Here is a 16722-nt window from a genome sequence, read left to right on the forward strand (position 1 = left end):
AAGCTGCTTGCCGGCAAAGACGTAGCCCTGCACTTCCGCCAGCGCGATATTGCCCTCGGCGAGCGTTCCGTCGGCGTGGAAGATGGCGTCGAACGAATCCTTCCAGCCTTGATTGCGAAGCCCCTCCTCGGTGGCGCGCTGATATTCGACGAAGCCGTCACGGTCGGGATCGCCCGGGCCGTCGATCCATTGCAAGCCGGCCTCGACCGCGGGCCACAGCTCGCGCAGCGTGTCCAGATCGCCGGTGCGCTCCAGATAGAGCCCGGCGAGCAGCACGAACAGCGGAGTCGAATCGACGCTGCCGTAATAATGCGCGAACGGCACCTCGCGAAGCGCAGCCATCTCGCCGCCGCGCATCTCGTGCAGAATCTTGCCTGGCGCGGCATCGGCCAGCGGATCGACCGTCTTGGCCTGGAACAGCGCGAGCCGCTTCAGCACGCCTTTGGCGATCCGCGGATCGACCCACAGCATCTGCAGCGCAGTGATCAGCCCGTCGCGGCCGAACGTCGTCGAATACCAGGGGATGCCGGCATAGGGGTAGCGGCCCTGCGGCGTCTCGGTCATCAGCATGTTGAGGTCGGCCATCGCCTGGCACAGCACCTCGTTGAAGATGTTGTTCGAGGTCTCGATGCTGGCTGCGCCGGCCGACGAGGTCCGCATCTCGCGGCGATGCGCCAGCAGGCCGCGGAAGAACGGCACCGGCTTCTGCATGATCGGCTTGTTGCAGGAGACCGCTACGAACAGCGACGTCACCCGTCCGGGCTCGAGATCGAAATGATAGGTCGCCGCGTTGACCGACAACCGTGTCGGCCGCGGATCGAAATGCAGCGCGGTGATCCGCGATTGCTCGTCGAGCCCGACATATTCCAGCACGACGTCGGTCGGGCCGAGCAGCTTGCTCGAGCCGATGCCACGCCGCGGCCGGCGCTCGCCGCGCACCTCGAACAGATCGGCAAAGTCGTTGTCGAACAGCAGCGTGAGATCGAAGCTCGCGGCATGATCGCCGTGGTTCTGCAGGCCGATGCGCTGATAGGCCGTGCCGCGCCACAGGAAGATCGAACGCACGATGTGCAGCGTGTCCTTCGGCAGGGTCAGACGGTCGTCGCGATAGACGTCGGAATTGGTGAGGTCGACCGTCAGCGCCGAATTGTCGTCGCGCATGTTGGAGCCGAGCAGGAGCGGCTGCACGTCCTCCAGCACCATTTCCAGCCGCGCCAGGTAGCGGGTGTCGGCGTTGAACAGGCCGTCCGGCCCGCCGGCCGAGGCGCCGATGTCGCCATGGCTGTCGAGCACGATGAAAGTGTCGTCATGCTTGAGCGAGCGCCGCGGCCGCGCCGCGGGCCCGGTCATCGGAATGTAGAACGGCGATTCGGCGACGTGCTCCGTGATGCGAGCGGTGATGATCTGCGTAACGACGTCAGCTGCCATCTGAACCTCTGGCGACTTGCTTGGCCCGTATCCTGGTTCGAACGAACGCACCGGAACGCACAAACGCACTTGACGACGCGGGGTCAGGCCGCGCTGGTGGAAAGGCGGCCCATCTCACGCGCGACCAGATCGCGGTAGGGGCCCCTTCCCTTCACGAGGATGTCGGGCGGACCGTCCTCGACGATCCGGCCGCCCTGCAGCACAAGCACGCGGTCGAAGCTGCGCAGCGTCGCGAGGCGGTGCGCGATCGCCACCACGGTACGCCCGCGCATCAGCCGCGACAACGCCTCGCGGATCGCCTCCTCGGAGTCGGCATCGAGCGCCGCGGTGGCCTCATCGAGCAGCAGGATCGGCGCATCCTTCAGGAAGGCGCGCGCGATCGCGATGCGCTGGCGCTGGCCGCCGGAGACCTTGACGCCGCGATCGCCGACGATGGTGTTCATGCCCTCGGGCAAGCTCTCGATGAAGTCGCAGCGCGCCGCGATCGCCGCCCGCAGCACCTCGTCGTCGGTCGCGTCCGGGCGGCCGTAGCGGATGTTCTCCAGGATCGAACGGTGGAACAGCGAGATATCCTGCGGCACGACCGAAATTGCCGCGCGCAGGCTCTGCTGGGTGACGCGCGAGATGTCCTGGCCGTCAACCGTGATGTTGCCCTGCTCGACGTCGTAGAAGCGCTGCAGAAGGGTAAACAGTGTTGACTTGCCGCCGCCGGAGTGGCCGACCAAGCCGACCCGCTGGCCGGGCTGGATGCGCAGGCTGAAGCGCTCGAACACCTGCAGGCCGCCGGGATAGCGGAACGCGACGTTGTTGAAGGCGATCGCGGCGCCGCTCTTCACCAGCGCCTCGGCCTCCGGATGGTCCTTCAGCTCGTGCGGCTGCAGCAGCGTCGCCAGCGCCTCGGTCAGCCGCGCGACATGCTGGGTGACGTCGACCAGCGCGACCGCGAGATCACGGGTGGCGCTGAGGATCGAGATGCCGAGCGTGCAGACCAGCACGACGTCGCCGGTGGTCGCCGCGCCCTGCTGCCAGAGACTGAGCGCCCAGGCCAGCATTGCGATGGTCAGAATCACGGTCACGCCGGCGTGAATGAGACGAAGCTTCTCGAGGTAGCGCAGGGAACGGCCGCGCGCGACGAGTTCCCGATTGACGGTCGCATCGAAGCGTTCGTGCTCATAGCCGAGGCCGCAGAACGCGCGTACCAGCGGCAGGTTGTTGATGACGTCGACCATTTCGCCGTCCACGGCAGCCGCCCTGTTGGCGAAATCGTCATGCAGCGGCCGGCCGGCGGCGGCGATGCGGAACATGGCCACCACCATGGTTCCCGCGATCAGTATCAGCACTGCTGACATTGTCACGCTGACTGTTCCAACCAGGGTGATCGCCGCGAAGGTCGCGATGCAGGGCGGCAACACATTCCATACGAACATGTTCTCGACGGTGAACACGGCATTCGAGGTCGCCGTGATCCGGCTGGTCAGCATGCCCGGCAGCCGATCCGTGAAATAGCTCGGCGCGTGGCCGGTGAGATGGCGGAACATGTCCCGGCGAAGATCGCCGGTGATGCTGACAAAGGTGTAGCTCGCGGTCCAGCTCGCGATCCGCCACAGGAAGTTGTCGGCCGCGATCAATGACATGAGCAGAGCGAATGCCAGCCATACGCCGTTCGCAGCCGACGGCCCCGCCGACAACGCATCGACCAGATTCTTCACGCCGTATTGCGTGCCTACCGAACAGGCAACCGCCGCAACCACGGCTGACAAAATCACAACATGCGACGGCAGACGCCGGCGCAGATAGCGCAACACAAAGGGAAACGGACGATGCGCGTATCCTGACAGATGGTCCATGACGTCCTGCAAAGCTGTTGAAGGTGAACGAGAAAGTTTTAGTCGAAGCTCTCGCGCACGATGACGTGAAGGGCGGCGGTGGGATTCCTTGATGCAGCCATCACTGCGCAACAATTTTGCAACGCTGGCATAGGCAAAAACCTGTTGGAGCGTGATGGCATCAGCAAGACCACAGTGTGATGGAAGAAAGAAGCGACAGATCTCCCACATCTAAGGAACCTCGCACGTGCGAGAACGTTCCCGTCTTTGGCATGTCGGTGCCATCTGAGGGCTGAGGGTAGTTCATTCCACATTACAAACAGGAGACGGAGAGATGCGCATCGCGCAGGTTGCCCCGCTGACGGAGGCTGTTCCCCCCAAGCTCTACGGCGGCACCGAACGGGTCGTGCACTGGCTGACCGAAGAACTTGTAACACTTGGACATGACGTGACGTTGTTCGCCAGCGGCGATTCTCAAACCTCCGCGAAGCTCGATGCGACCTGGCCGAAGGCACTGCGGCTCGACGGCTCGGTCCGCGATCCCAATGCGCTCCACATGGTGATGCTGGAACGCGTGCGGCAGAAGGCCGACGATGAGGAGTTCGACTTCCTGCACTGCCATCTCGACTATTATCCGTGGTCGCTGTTCGCACGGCAGCCGACGCCGTTCGTTACCACATTGCACGGACGGCTCGACCTGCCGGAGCATCAGCCGGTCTTCAACACCTTCTCGAAGATTCCGGTGATCTCGATCTCCAACGCGCAGCGGCGGCCGGTGCCGCAGGCGCATTGGGTGCGCACAATTCATCACGGCCTGCCGGAGAATCTGCTGACACCGCAACCGGCGAAGCCGTCCTACCTCGCGGTGCTCGGGCGCATCGCGCCGGAGAAAGGCGTCGATCGCGCGATCAAGATCGCAACCCGCTGCGGCATTCCGCTGAAGATCGCGGCCAAGGTCGATCGCGCCGACCAGGAATATTACGATGAGTTGATCAAGCCGCTGATCACCAGCAACCCGTTGGTCGAGTTCATCGGCGAGATCAGCGACCGCGAGAAGCCGGATTTTCTCAGCGGCGCGATCGGGCTCCTGGTTCCGATCGACTGGCCGGAGCCGTTCGGCCTCGTGATGATCGAAGCGATGGCCTGCGGCACGCCCGTCATCGCCTATAACCGCGGCTCGGTGCCGGAGATCATCGAGGATGGCCTGACCGGCTTCATCGTCGAGGACGAGATCAGTGCGATCTCCTCCGTCGGCCGCCTTGGAACGCTCAACCGCGACGCGATCCGCAAGCAGTTCGAGACCCGCTTCACCGCGCGGCGCATGGCGCTCGACTATCTCGCCGCCTTCCGCAGCCTGATGGAAGCCGAGCCGCGCTTCAAGCTGGTGGCCAGCGCGGAGTAGCAGTTGCAGCGGCCGATCGAATGATCCGGCGGGCCGGCCGGCACCATCCGTGCCGGTCCGTCGGGTCGTTCGATTGTCAATAATACCGTCGTGTGCGGCGGCAACTCTCACGCAGCAAAACAATCCGCTTGCGCGCGTCGCGCGATTGCTGCGACGCACCAGCGATGACAAGGATTCCCCATAAGTTCGGCTGATATCGCCTTTGCGAACGCCGAATTACGTGCTCTTATGCGCCGCGCTTGAGCAAAAATAATAAGCGAGCGGACGGAGCAACCGTGCCGTGATCGCGCAGGGGGGGAACGCCATGACAGGGGACCGCAAGCCGTCGGCCATTAATAATGCCGCATCGTCCAAAGCCTCACCAAAGAAGCTGAACCGCCGCAAATTCCTCGCCAAGACCGGCGGCGTGCTGGCGGCAGGCGCGTTCGGCGCCGTTCCGCTGCGCGGCTGGGCGGCCGACCCGATCAACATCGGCGCACTCTATCCGACCACCGGCAGCATGGCGCAGATCGGCGTCGGCTGCGTGGCTGCGGCCAAGCTCGCGGTCGACATGGTCAACGAGGCCGGCGGCATCAAGTCGCTCGGCGGCGCCAAGCTCAACCTCATCGTCTCGGACGTGCAGAGCGACACCACGGTGACGCGCACCGAGACCGACCGCCTGATCACGGGCAACAAGCTGTCGGCGATCCACGGCTGCTATGCCAGCGCGCTGACCTTGATCGCGAGCGAAGTCTGCGAACGGGCGAAGGTCCCGATCATCACCGGATCGAGCTCCGACCAGCTCAACAAGGGGCGCACCTACACCTTCACGCCGTTCGCGCGCGCCTCGCAGTTTGCCAAGGCGCAGCTGCAGATGGCCAAGCTGGTCAGCGAGCAGGCCAAGGTCGCCGTCATTTTCGAGAACACCGCGTTCGGCACCTCGACCTCGAACGGGCTGAAGGAGCTGGCGCCGGGCGAAGGCGTCGAGATCGTGATGTTCGAGCCCTACTCGGCCGGCTTCACCGACGCGAGCCCGCTGATCAACAAGGTCAAGGCCTCCGGCGCCAACACGCTGTTCTCACTGTCCTATCTCAATGACCTCATCCTGATCGTGCGCACCGTGAAGCAGGTCGGGCTCAACATCGCGATCAACGGCGGCTCCGGCGGCTTCGTGATGCCGGACTTCTACAAGAATGTCGGCAATGCCGCCGAGGGCCTGCAGGGCGTCGCGCACTGGAACCACGACGTCAGCGACGACGCGCAGAAGGTGAATGTCGAATTCAAGAAGCGCACCGGCGAGTTCGCGTTCGAATATGCCGGCGGCCTGGTCGCGCAGACCTTCATGCTGGCCGACGCGCTGGAGCGCGCCGCCTCCGCCGACCCCAAGAAGGTGCGCGAGGCGCTCTCGACGCTGGATGTCTCCTCGGGCTTTGCTGCGATGGCGCCGGGCGGCAAGGTGAAGTTCGGGCCGGACGGCAAGAACGTCTACGGCCGCCCGGTCGGCGTGCAGTGGCAGAACACCGATCTCGTCAGCGTCTTCCCGAAGGAAGACGCCCGCGCCCCGCTGATGAAGACCTGAACCGCGGTCGCATCGCATGTGGGAGACACTGGCCCAGGCCGTGATCAACGGCCTGCTCATCGGCGGCATCTACGCGCTTGTCAGCATCGGCGTCACGCTGATCTTCGGCGTGGTCAAGATCGTCAACTTCGCCCAGGGCGAGTTCGTGATGATCGGGATGTATATCTCGTTCTTCCTCGCCACCCAGTTCGGCATCGATCCGCTGGTTTCGCTCGTGGTCTCGATGCCGGTACTGTTCCTCGCCGGCGTCCTGATCCAGCATTTCCTAATCCGCAGGGTGCTGGGGCCGAACGACATGCCGCAGATCTTCCTGACCTTCGCGCTGTCGCTGTTGCTGCTCAATCTCTCGCTGATGTTGTTCAGCGCCAACTACCGCACCGTCCACACGTCTTATTCGGATGCGGCGTGGCACATCGGCGGGCTGTACATACCGGTAGCGAAACTGATCGCCTTCGCGGTCGCAATGGCGCTGAGCGGGCTGCTGTGGGTGTTCCTGCACACCACCGATCTCGGCCGCGCCATGCGCGCCGCATCGCAGAACCGCGACGTCGCGATGCTGATGGGGATCAATCCGAACCGCGTGTTCGCGGTGGCGTTCGGCACCGCGCTGGCGCTCGCGGGCGCCGCCGGCTCGCTGCTGATGCCGTTCTATTCAGCCTATCCATTCGTCGGCCAGGTGTTCGTGCTGATGGCGTTCGTCGCCGTCGTGATGGGCACGCTCGGCAACGTGATGGGCGCGCTGATCGCAAGCCTGATGATGGGCGTCGCGGAATCGCTCGGCATCCAGTTCGTCGGCGCCGATTCCGGCCTGATCGTGGTGTTCGCGCTGCTGCTGCTGACGCTCGCGTTCAGGCCGAGCGGGCTCGGCGCCAGGAGGGGCCGGTGATGCAGACGTCCAGCAACATGAAATGGCTGTGGCTCGCGATCGGGGCCGTCGTCATGCTCGCCATGCCCCAGCTCGTCACCTCATCATTCGCGATCGACATCTTCATCCGCATCCTGCTGTTCTCCTTCATCGGCGTCGCCTGGAACCTGATGGGCGGTTACGCCAAGCAGCTGTCGCTCGGCCACGCCGCCTATTTCGGGCTCGGCGCCTACACCTCGACCATCATGCAGGTGAACTACGGCATCTCGCCCTGGATCGGGATGATCGCGGGCGGCGTGGTCGCGATGCTCGCAAGCCTGCCGATCGGCTGGCTCTGCTTCCGCCTGCGCGGCCCCTATTTCACCATCGCCACCATCGCGACCGCCCAGGTGCTGATGCTGATCTTCCTCAAGTTCCGCGACTTCGCCTGGGGCGCCGAAGGCACCACGATCCCGAACCTCGGCAGCGCGCCGCTGATGATGCAGTTCGAGGAGAAGTCGTCTTACTATTACGTCGTGCTCGGCCTGCTCGTGGTCGGGCTGTGGATCACCCACAGAATCGAGAAATCCTGGATCGGCTACTATCTCGTCGCGATCGGCGAGGATGAGGACGCGGCCGAGGCGATCGGCGTCAACGCGCCGAAGGTCAAGCGCGACATCTACATGATCAGCGCGTTCCTGACCGCGCTCGCCGGCACCTTCTACACGCAATACATCTACTTCATCGATCCTGCGACCGCGTTCAGCTTCAACGTCTCGATCGAGGCGGCGCTGGTGTCGATCGTCGGCGGCATCGGCACGCTGTGGGGTCCGGTGATCGGCACCGTGCTGCTGGAGACCACCTCTGCGCTGCTGCAGAGCTGGCTCGGCAGCTCGGTCGGCGGCATCCAGCTCACGGTCTACAGCCTGATCCTGATGGCTGTCATCCTGTGGCGGCCGACCGGACTGATCGGGTTCGCGACCGACATCTATCACCGCACCGCCCGGCGCAAGCCGGCGCGCGCCTGAGGTCGTCGCGATGGCAGAAGCACTGGTCATCAAGGGTCTCAGCAAGCGCTTCGGCGGCCTGCGCGCCGTGCAGGACGTCAGCTTCACGGTGCAGGAGAACGAGACGGTCGCGCTGATCGGGCCGAACGGCGCCGGCAAGACCACGAGCTTTCATTTGATCACGGGATTTCACCGGCCGGATTCCGGCTCGGTGCTCGCCTTCGGTCACGAGGTCGTGGGGCTCAAGCCGCATGATGTCTGCGCGCTGGGCCTTGCCCGCACCTTCCAGGTGGCAAAGCCGTTCGGCGCGATGACCGTGCTCGCCAATGTGATGACCGGCGCGTTCCTGCGCGACCGGCATATCGCGGCCGCGCGCAACAAGGCGCTCGAGGCGATCGAGTTCGTCGGCCTCTCCGCCAAGGAGCAGACCCCGGCCAAGGACCTCACCACCATCGACCAGCGCCGGCTGGAGATGGCCCGCGCGCTGGCAACGCAGCCCAAGATCCTGCTGCTCGACGAGGTGATGGCCGGACTCAACCCGGCCGAGATCGACCAGGCGGTGGCGCTGGTGAAGAAGCTCTCTGCCAGCGGCCTCACAATCGTGATCGTCGAGCATGTGATGCGCGCGATCATGGCGGTGGCCCGCCACATCGTGGTGCTCGACCACGGCCAGAAGATCGCCGAGGGCGCGCCGAAGGAGATCGTGGAGAATCCGGAAGTGATCCGCGCCTATCTTGGCTCCTATGTGCATCCGCCGGCGCAGGGAGACGCCCATGCTTGAGCTCTCCCGCATCAGCGCCAGCTACGGCTCGGTCCCTGCCATCACCGATGTCAGCATCTCCATTGGCGAAGGCGAAGCCGTCGGCCTGTTAGGCGCCAACGGCGCCGGCAAGAGCACGACGCTGCGCGCCGTCTCCGGTCTCGTCAAGCTGTTCGGCGGCAAGGTCACGTTCGACGGCGTCGACCTCGCCACGCTGCCACCCTACCGAATTCCCGAGCTCGGCATCGCGCATGTCCCGGAAGGCCGCCAGGTGTTTCCGGAAATGACGGTGCAGGAGAATCTCGAGATCGGCGCCTACACGCCGAAGGCCAAGGCGGATCGCGGGCGCACGATGGAGCTCGTTTACAGCATCTTCCCGCGGCTCGCCGACCGCAGAAAACAGCTCGCCGGCACCATGAGCGGCGGCGAGCAGCAGATGGTCGCGGTCGGCCGCGGGCTGATGCTGAAGCCCCGCCTGCTGATGCTGGACGAGCCCTCGCTCGGCTTAGCTCCCGTGATGACCGACGTGACCTTCGAGAAGATCGGCGAGATCCACAAGATGGGCACCTCGATCCTCTTGGTCGAACAGAACGTCAGCCGCGCGCTGTCGCTGGTGCAGCGCGCCTATGTGCTGGAAAGCGGCAACGTGATCTTGCAGGGCACCAGCGCCGAGCTCGCCAACAATAAGCAAGTGCAGGCGGCGTATCTCGGGATTTGAGACCGCGCCCGAGGGCGCCCCCTCCTGTCATTGCGAGCGAAGCGAAGCAATCTGCTTCGTCGTTCCGCTTCCTCGCAATGACGCAAGCACATCTGGCCATCCCGTCATCCCGAGGTGCGAGCGCGCCTCGAAGGATGCACGGCCACCAGCCGGGCGGTCGACCCTTCGAGACGCGCGCAAGAGCGCGCTCCTCAGGGTGACGGGTGTCGTTCTGAGTATTTGTCCGTTACGTCACCGCCGTCCGCTTCGGCTCGACGATCTCGAACATCCGCGGGAATTCGTCCATCAGTGCCATCAACTCGCCGAGCCGCAGCGGCTCGCCGGCTACCATGATCTCGCCGGCGCCGACGGCGTCCGCGAACGTGGTCAGCTTGGCGATGACCTCATCCAGCACGCTGCGCGCCAGCGTGAAGCTTGCCTGCGCATCGGCCGCCTGCGCACCCCTAACGTAGGTCAGGGCTGAATTCTCGAGATTGAGCACGAAGGTCTCGCCGGTATCGGTAAAGCTCCAGTTCAGCACGATGCGCTTGCCCTCGGCCTTGGGGCCGTTGAGGCGGATGCCGAGCACGTCCCAAAGCTGCTCGGTGCGCAGCGCGGCCAGCGTCTCGCGCGGCATCGGCGAGCGCGGCGGCGTCTTCGGCATGCCCTGCCGCAATTCCTGCGCGCCGAACAGATAGGCGTTGCGCCAGGTCGAGCTTTCCGCGGCATAGCCGAGCTGCTCGAACGTGTCGGCGAGGAGCGAACGCGCGGCCTGATTATCAGGCTCGGCGAACACGAGATGGCTGACGGCCTGCGCCACGAAGCGGAACTCGCCCTTGGCAAAATCCGCCGCGGCGCGTTTCAGGATCGCGTCGGCGCCGCCCATATACTCGACATACTTCCTGCCGGCCTCGACCGGGGGCAAGGAATCGAGATTGGCCGGATTGGCGTCGTACCAGCCGAGATATTTCTGGTAGATCGCCTTCACATTGTGCCTGATGTGGCCGTAATAGCCGCGGCCGTGCCAGGCGCCCTCCAGGCTCTGCGGCAGGCGGATCGTCTCGGCGATCTCGGCTGCGTTGAGCCCGTGGTTCATCAGACGGATGGTCTGGTCATGCGCGTATTTGTAGAGGTCGCGCTGCTCGCGGATCATGGTGTCGATCCGCGCCTGCCCCCACACCGGCCAGTGATGCTGGCCGCACATCGCTTCCGCCTTGCCGCCCCACATCTGCAGCGCCTCGCCGAGGTATTTCGACCAGGCCAGCGCGTCGCGCACGTCGGCGCCGCGGAACGGCAGCAGATTGTGGAAATTGTGCGTGCAGTTCTCCGCGAGGTTCAGCAGCTTGTAGCGCGGGATGAAGAAATGCATCTCCGCCGGCGCCTCGCTGTTCGGCGCCATCTGGAATTCGAACTCGACGCCGTCGATCACGCGCTTGTCGCCGGTCGCGATGATCAAATCGGTCGGCCGCAGCAGCGCCACGCCGCCTGCCGCCATGGTCTTGCCGAGGCCGCAGTCGACATGGCCGCGCACGCCCTTGGCGAGGAACGGCCCGAACTGGTATTGCGCACGGCGCAGCATCGCCGGCCCCGCGATGATGTTCTCGGAGACCGCGTGCTCCATGAAGAAGTTCGGCGCGATGATCGGCACGCCCGCCGCCAGCATGGCGTCGTCGAGCACGCCGCGCGCGCCGCCCCAATGGTCGGTGTGGGTGTGCGTGAAGATGACGGCGGCGACCGGCCGCTTGCCGCGGTGCTGGAAGTACAGTTCCATCGCGGCGCGCGCGCCCTCGATCGAGGTCAGCGTGTCGACCACGATGACGCCCTTGTCGCCCTCGATCAGGGTCATGTTGGCGATGTCGAGGCCGCGCACCTGGTAGACGCCCGGCACCACCTCGAACAGGCCGTGATGCATGTTGAGCCGCGACTGCCGCCACAGGCTCGGATCAACGGTCGCGGGCGCTTTCTCCTCGGACAGGAATCCGTAAGGCTCGAGACTCCAGACCACCCTGCCCTGGGCCGAAGTGACGCGTGCGTTCTCGAGGGTGCCGAGAAAGCCGCGCGCGGCGTCGTCGAAGTCCCTGGTGTCGGCGAACGGCAGCGCCTTCAGCGTCGCCGCGTGCTGCGCGATGACCGGCGCGGATGCCGCCTTCGGACCTTCGTGCGACGTTTCGCTTGCGGTTGTCTGGGCCATACTCAAGCACTCCCTCGATTGGCGGAAATCGGTTCCGATCGCGCTTCCCTCAGCGGAATTGCACGCCCTCGAACTGGCCGCTGCGGCGCCAGCCGTCGATATATTTGAAGTAGGCCAGCGCGCCCGAGGGATGGCCGACATTGAGCTTGGCCGCGGGACCGGGCTCACGGCCCTCATTGTTGTAGTAGCCGGGCGTGCAATCCGGCCCGCCGATCATCCGGCCGACGCCGGTCAGCAGCAGCTCGACCCAGCGATCCTCGGCTTCCCTGCTGACCTCGATTTCCTTGAAGCCGTTGTCCTGCGCGTGGCCGACCATCAGCGCGATGGTGCGCGCCGCTTCGGTCAGATTGTGCGGCACGTTGGAGATCAGATTGGCACCTTGCGTCGGCTGCACGAAGAATACGTTGGGGAAACCGTGCACGTGGATGCCGTGCTTGGTGCGCATGCCCTCGGCCCAATGCTCCGACAGCTTGACGCCATCGCGGCCGTTCAGATCGAAGCCCGCGCGACGCTTGTACTCGGTACCGACCTCGAAGCCGGACGCATAGATGATGCAGTCGAGCGCGTATTCCTTGCCGGCGACGACGATCCCGTTCTCGGTGATCTCCTCGACGCCCTTGCCGTCGGTATCGACCAGATGGGTGCCCGCCGTGTTGAACGCCTGCAGATAGGCGTCGTGGAAGCAAGGGCGCTTGCAGAGCTGGCCGTACCAGGCCTTGAGATTCCTGGCGGTGTCGACGTCGCGGACGATGGTGTCGACCCGGTTGCGGATTTCCTCCATCTTTTCGAAGTCGGAATCCTCAAACGCGGCCCGCATGTTTTCCACGCTGCGCTGCTCGCGCGGCAGCAGCATGATCTTGGCGCGAATCCGCTTCGACAGGTCGGTCCAGCCGTCCTGCACCAGATCTTCCTCGGCCGATCCGCCGGCCTGGTTGGCGGTGAAATTCTCCAGCCAGCGCTGTTGCCAGCCCGGCGTCGCGATCTCGGCAAACCAGTCGGGATCGATCGGCCCGTTGCCGCGCACATCGACCGACGATGGCGTGCGCTGGTATACGTAGAGCTCCTTGCAGGCGCGCGCGAGGTGCGGAATGCACTGCACCGAGGTCGCGCCGGTGCCGATGATGCCGACGCGCTTGTCGGCCAGCTTCTCCATCAGCGCGCCTTTGGGATCGCCGCCGGTGTAGTCGTAATCCCAGCGGCTGGTGTGGAACGAGTGGCCCTTGAAGCGCTCGATACCGGGAATGCCGGGCAGTTTCGGCACGTGCAGCGGGCCGGTACCGATGCCGACATATTGCGCCGTGAACGCGTCGCCCCGCGTGGTGCGGATGATCCAGCGCGATTGCGCGGCGTCCCAATCGAGGCTCGTCACTTCGGTATGGAATAGCGCGTTGTCGTAGAGATTGAATTGCCGGCCGATCCGCTGGCAGTGCGCGAGGATCTCGGGCGCATGCGCGTATTTCTCGGACGGCATGTGGCCGGTCTCTTCGAGCAGCGGCATGTAGACCATCGACGCCGTGTCGCATTGCGCGCCGGGATACCGGTTCCAGTACCAGGTGCCGCCGAAATCGCCGCCCTTCTCGACAATGCGGACGTCCTTGATCCCGGCCTCGGTCAGCCGCGCCGCGGTGGCGAGCCCGGCAAAGCCGCCGCCGATGAAGGCGAAGGTGACGTGATCGGTCTTCGGCGCGCGCTCTGTGACCGGCGTGTAGGGATCATCGAGATAATGCGCGAGCTGGCCCTTGATCTGGAGATACTGGTCGTTGCCGTCGGGACGCAGCCGCTTGTTGCGCTCCTCCTGATACTTCAGGCGCAGCCGCTCCTTGTCGATCGCGGCGGGCTTCGCGTCTCGGGCTTGCTCGGTCATCGTCATCGGAAGGCGCCTCGCTCCAGCGGTTCCTTGTCCTATTCCCGGCAGATAAACCGATATCAACACGATTTGCAAATTCATTCCGATATATTGACAAATATGGCAGTCTGAGACCAATATTCCGTATGACAGCATCTTCCCATGCCGAGGCTCAGGCGGACCCGTCCTTTGCGACCACCCTGGCGCATGGCCTCGACGTGCTGGCGGCGTTTCGCCGTCATCCCGGCTCATTGTCGAACGCCGAACTCGCGTTGCATACCGGCCTGTCGCGGCCGACGGTGTCGCGGCTGACCTACACGCTCGAGCAACTCGGCTATCTCAGGCGCGACAGCAAGGGCCGCTTCGTGCTCGGGCTGGGCGCGCTCGCCGCCGCCTATCCTGTGTTGTCGGCGCTGAAGGTGCGTCAGCTGGCACGTCCGCTGATGCGCGACTTCGCGACCTATGCCGGCGGCACGGTGTCGATCGCGATGCCGTTCGGGATCGACTTCATCTATGTCGAGACGTTGCGCACGACGGATACAGCGCCGCACGTGCCCGACGTCGGCTTTGTCAGCACGCTGGCGCCGACCGCGGTCGGGCGTGCACTGCTGTCGCTGTTCACCGAGGACGAGCTCGGCGCCTATGTCGCGCGCGTCAAGGCCGAGCGCCCCGACGAGTTCGACTACGTGCAGAAGCGCACCTTGCCCGACATCGAATTGTGCCGCGAGCGCGGCTTTGCCGTCTCGCTCGGCGAATGGCGGCGCGAGATATTCGGCGTCGCCGCCCCGCTCTATCGCACGCCGACCGGAGAATGCCTGTCGGTCAATTGCGGCGTTCCCTCCTTCCGCTTCAGCGCCGAGCAGATCGAGCGCGAATGCGGGCCGCGCATCCTCGGACTCGCCCGCAGCATCCGCGCGCTGGTGGAGGAAGGTTAGGCGGCGCGCTGGCGGCACGGGCCGCCTCGCATCATTGCGAACCGACGACGGCCGCGGTCACGCTAATCATGCGATGCCGGCCCGCTGTCGCGATAGGCCCACAGGCATTCGCGCGGCAGCGCGACCTGTGCCTCGACGCCGACCTGATGGCGCGCGGCGGTGCCGAGCTCGATCGCCTCCAGCCGTTTGCCGAACAGCTCGATGCCGTAGGCGGTCTGGGTGCCCTGATATCTGCGGTCGAGCACCTTGGCCGAGAACGTGTTGGCGCCGTCGGGGCGGCCGATCGCGATGTTCTCGGGCCGCAGCGCGATCCGCACTTTCTCGTCGGGCTTGAGCGTCTGGCACAGCGCGACTTCCCCCTGCCGGCCGTTACCGAAGTCGACCACGCCATAGCGGCCGTTGCATGTGACGAGCGTGCCTGCGAGCTCGTTGGTGGCGCCGGTGAAATTGGCGACGAACAGATCGGCCGGACGATTGTAGATCACGTCGGGCGTGTCCATCTGCAACAGCTTGCCGTCGCGCATCACCCCGATCCGGTCGCCGAGCACGACCGCCTCGGCCTGGTCATGGGTGACGTAGAGCGCGGTCATCCCGGTCTGCTTGAGGATGACGCGAAGGTCGTCGCGCAGCCGCAGGCGCAATTTGGCATCGAGGTTCGACAGCGGCTCGTCGAGCAGCAACAGTTGCGGCCGGTACACCATGCTGCGCGCCAGCGCGACGCGCTGCATCTGGCCGCCCGACAACGCCACCACCGGCCGGTCGGCATAGTCGGACAGTCCGACCAGCGCCAGCGCCTCCTCGACCATGCGGGCGGCATCGGTGCGCCCGATCTTGCGGTGCTTCAGCGGATAGATCACGTTCTGCCGCACCGTCATATGCGGCCACACCGCGTAGGACTGGAACACCATGCCGAGATCGCGCGAACGCGGCGGCACGAGGATGCCGCTTGCCGGCGACGAGACCACGCGCCCGGAAATGCTGATCTCGCCGCCGGTCGGATGCTCGAGCCCGGCGACGCAGCGCAGCGTCGTGGTCTTGCCGCAGCCCGACGGCCCCAGCAGCACCACGATCTCCCCGGCCGGCACGCCAAAGCTGACGCCGTCGATGGCCGGGAGGCCGATCGAGAACTGCTTCCTGAGATCGGTGACTTCGAGCGTCGCCGTCATCGCTGCACCATCAGCCTATTGCCGGTAGCCAAACGTCTTGTCCCAGTCCGCGACCCACGCCGCATGCAGCTTCACATACTCGTCGAACTTCGGATACCAGAGCTTGACCACCTTTGGATCGAACCCCTCCGGATATGCCGGCGGCGTCTTCAGGGATGTGAGATTGCCGAGCTCCTTGATCATGAAGGTCTGCCCTTCCTTCGACAGACACCAGTTCAGGAACAGCTTTGCTGCATTGGGATGAGCCGCCGTCTTCGGAATGCCGGTCGCGTAGGGATTGACCGGAGCGCCTTCAGGCGGAAAGAAGATCTCGATCGGCGCGCCGTCCTTCTTCTTTTGGTAGATCACATTGTAGAGCAGCGGCGCGATCGCGATCTCGCCGCGCACCAGCGCATCGGCCGTCGGCGCGCCGGAGGGATACAGCACCGGATGGGTCGCGGCCTGCTTGGCCCAGTAGTCTTCGCCGAGCACCTGGCGCTCGAACATGATCCGCGTCCAGGTGGTGCCGCCGGACTGCGCGAACACCTGCCCGATCAGCTTGTCATATTGCGGCTTGGTCAGGTCCATCCAGGATTTCGGCGGGTCCTTCACCAGCTCGGTATTGTAGGCGATCGACCAGGCGATCGTCGCGCGCGGCCAGTATTTCGGCGAGATCAGCGCGTGCGGATCGTAATCGGCCGCGTTCGGCGGCGCGTAATCCTGGAACAGGTCTTCCAGCGGCTGCATCAGCGCGCGGTCGGAATGGTCGACGACGTCGGCGATCAGCTTGCCGGCCGCGGCCTCCGTCTTGACGCGGGTGATCAGCTGGCCGCCGGGCGCGCGAACCATCTCGACCTTGATCTCGGGGAAGCGCTTGTTGAAGGCCTTGATGACCTGCTGCTCGATCTCGGCGAAGTTCGCGGTGTAGTAAACGAGCTTGCCTTCGGACTTGGCCGCCGCGATCAACTCCGCCGAGCCGAACTCCTGCGCCTGTGCCGCAGGCGCCAATGCAAGCGTCGCCACGCTTGCCAAGGCCAATGTGGTGAAGGTTCGTCTATCCATCGCAATCCTCCCCTTATTCGT

At 65.0% G+C, this 16722-nt stretch carries 13 protein-coding genes; 7 read left to right on the forward strand and 6 right to left on the reverse strand.

The window, feature by feature from the left end:
* The coding region (locus tag AKL29_RS18505; protein WP_283809407.1) for an amylo-alpha-1,6-glucosidase at nt 1–1428 on the reverse strand (1428 nt) is incomplete at its 3' end.
* A gap of 83 nt (nt 1429–1511) precedes the next feature.
* Nucleotides 1512–3275: an ABC transporter ATP-binding protein gene (locus AKL29_RS18510; RefSeq protein ID WP_050385119.1), complete on the reverse strand. Its 1764-nt coding sequence runs from the start codon at nt 3273–3275 to the stop codon at nt 1512–1514.
* 313 nt (nt 3276–3588) lie between these two features.
* Here AKL29_RS18510 and AKL29_RS18515 point away from each other — a divergent pair, with 313 nt between their 5' ends.
* The 6 genes from AKL29_RS18515 to AKL29_RS18540 all read left to right on the forward strand — a co-directional run bounded on the left by AKL29_RS18515 (nt 3589) and on the right by AKL29_RS18540 (nt 9543).
* A complete protein-coding gene (locus tag AKL29_RS18515; RefSeq protein WP_028334341.1) occupies nt 3589–4656 on the forward strand; it encodes a glycosyltransferase family 4 protein in 1068 nt (355 codons plus the stop codon).
* 304 nt (nt 4657–4960) lie between these two features.
* Complete coding sequence (locus AKL29_RS18520; protein ID WP_050385120.1) at nt 4961–6214, forward strand: ABC transporter substrate-binding protein; 1254 nt, start codon at nt 4961–4963, stop codon at nt 6212–6214.
* 16 nt (nt 6215–6230) lie between these two features.
* Nucleotides 6231–7100 carry a branched-chain amino acid ABC transporter permease gene (locus AKL29_RS18525; RefSeq protein WP_028334343.1) on the forward strand — a complete coding sequence of 290 codons (870 nt, stop codon included), beginning with the start codon at nt 6231–6233 and terminating at the stop codon, nt 7098–7100.
* Complete coding sequence (locus AKL29_RS18530; protein ID WP_050385121.1) at nt 7100–8086, forward strand: branched-chain amino acid ABC transporter permease; 987 nt, start codon at nt 7100–7102, stop codon at nt 8084–8086. The genes AKL29_RS18525 and AKL29_RS18530 overlap by 1 nt, the downstream gene beginning before the upstream one ends.
* Nucleotides 8087–8096: 10 nt before the next feature.
* Nucleotides 8097–8846 (forward strand): ABC transporter ATP-binding protein, encoded by a 750-nt coding sequence (locus tag AKL29_RS18535; RefSeq protein WP_050385122.1) that lies wholly within the window; start codon nt 8097–8099, stop codon nt 8844–8846.
* Nucleotides 8839–9543: an ABC transporter ATP-binding protein gene (locus AKL29_RS18540; protein WP_050385123.1), complete on the forward strand. Its 705-nt coding sequence runs from the start codon at nt 8839–8841 to the stop codon at nt 9541–9543. The genes AKL29_RS18535 and AKL29_RS18540 overlap by 8 nt, the downstream gene beginning before the upstream one ends.
* A 226-nt stretch (nt 9544–9769) precedes the next feature.
* Here AKL29_RS18540 and AKL29_RS18545 read toward each other — a convergent pair whose 3' ends face one another.
* Both AKL29_RS18545 and AKL29_RS18550 read right to left on the reverse strand, forming a co-directional pair.
* Entirely contained in the window at nt 9770–11713 is a 1944-nt protein-coding gene (locus tag AKL29_RS18545) for an alkyl/aryl-sulfatase (protein ID WP_050385124.1), read from the reverse strand.
* A gap of 49 nt (nt 11714–11762) precedes the next feature.
* Nucleotides 11763–13583 (reverse strand): flavin-containing monooxygenase, encoded by a 1821-nt coding sequence (locus AKL29_RS18550; protein WP_082190623.1) that lies wholly within the window; start codon nt 13581–13583, stop codon nt 11763–11765.
* A gap of 122 nt (nt 13584–13705) precedes the next feature.
* Here AKL29_RS18550 and AKL29_RS18555 point away from each other — a divergent pair, with 122 nt between their 5' ends.
* Nucleotides 13706–14494 (forward strand): IclR family transcriptional regulator, encoded by a 789-nt coding sequence (locus tag AKL29_RS18555; protein WP_050385125.1) that lies wholly within the window; start codon nt 13706–13708, stop codon nt 14492–14494.
* Between the two features lie 62 nt (nt 14495–14556).
* Here the strand turns inward: AKL29_RS18555 and AKL29_RS18560 are convergent, their stop codons facing one another.
* Together AKL29_RS18560 and AKL29_RS18565 are read right to left on the reverse strand one after the other, a co-directional pair.
* Complete coding sequence (locus AKL29_RS18560) at nt 14557–15660, reverse strand: ABC transporter ATP-binding protein (protein ID WP_050385126.1); 1104 nt, start codon at nt 15658–15660, stop codon at nt 14557–14559.
* Nucleotides 15661–15675: 15 nt separating this feature from the next.
* Nucleotides 15676–16701: an ABC transporter substrate-binding protein gene (locus AKL29_RS18565; protein ID WP_244482154.1), complete on the reverse strand. Its 1026-nt coding sequence runs from the start codon at nt 16699–16701 to the stop codon at nt 15676–15678.
* Between the last annotated feature and the right edge of the window lie 21 nt (nt 16702–16722).

It is taken from the genome of Bradyrhizobium pachyrhizi (genome assembly GCF_001189245.1).
Taxonomy (GTDB): Bacteria; Pseudomonadota; Alphaproteobacteria; order Rhizobiales; family Xanthobacteraceae; genus Bradyrhizobium; species Bradyrhizobium pachyrhizi.

What these genes read in the sequence shown, in the direction of transcription:
- AKL29_RS18510 (WP_050385119.1), bottom strand. Translation starts at nt 3,275, where the DNA reads ATGGACCATCTGTCAGGATACGCGCATCGTCCGTTTCCCTTTGTGTTG.
- AKL29_RS18515 (WP_028334341.1), top strand. Translation starts at nt 3,589, where the DNA reads ATGCGCATCGCGCAGGTTGCCCCGCTGACGGAGGCTGTTCCCCCCAAG.
- AKL29_RS18520 (WP_050385120.1), top strand. Translation starts at nt 4,961, where the DNA reads ATGACAGGGGACCGCAAGCCGTCGGCCATTAATAATGCCGCATCGTCC.
- AKL29_RS18525 (WP_028334343.1), top strand. Translation starts at nt 6,231, where the DNA reads ATGTGGGAGACACTGGCCCAGGCCGTGATCAACGGCCTGCTCATCGGC.
- AKL29_RS18530 (WP_050385121.1), top strand. Translation starts at nt 7,100, where the DNA reads ATGCAGACGTCCAGCAACATGAAATGGCTGTGGCTCGCGATCGGGGCC.
- AKL29_RS18535 (WP_050385122.1), top strand. Translation starts at nt 8,097, where the DNA reads ATGGCAGAAGCACTGGTCATCAAGGGTCTCAGCAAGCGCTTCGGCGGC.
- AKL29_RS18540 (WP_050385123.1), top strand. Translation starts at nt 8,839, where the DNA reads ATGCTTGAGCTCTCCCGCATCAGCGCCAGCTACGGCTCGGTCCCTGCC.
- AKL29_RS18545 (WP_050385124.1), bottom strand. Translation starts at nt 11,713, where the DNA reads ATGGCCCAGACAACCGCAAGCGAAACGTCGCACGAAGGTCCGAAGGCG.
- AKL29_RS18550 (WP_082190623.1), bottom strand. Translation starts at nt 13,583, where the DNA reads ATGACGATGACCGAGCAAGCCCGAGACGCGAAGCCCGCCGCGATCGAC.
- AKL29_RS18555 (WP_050385125.1), top strand. Translation starts at nt 13,706, where the DNA reads ATGACAGCATCTTCCCATGCCGAGGCTCAGGCGGACCCGTCCTTTGCG.
- AKL29_RS18560 (WP_050385126.1), bottom strand. Translation starts at nt 15,660, where the DNA reads ATGACGGCGACGCTCGAAGTCACCGATCTCAGGAAGCAGTTCTCGATC.
- AKL29_RS18565 (WP_244482154.1), bottom strand. Translation starts at nt 16,701, where the DNA reads ATGGATAGACGAACCTTCACCACATTGGCCTTGGCAAGCGTGGCGACG.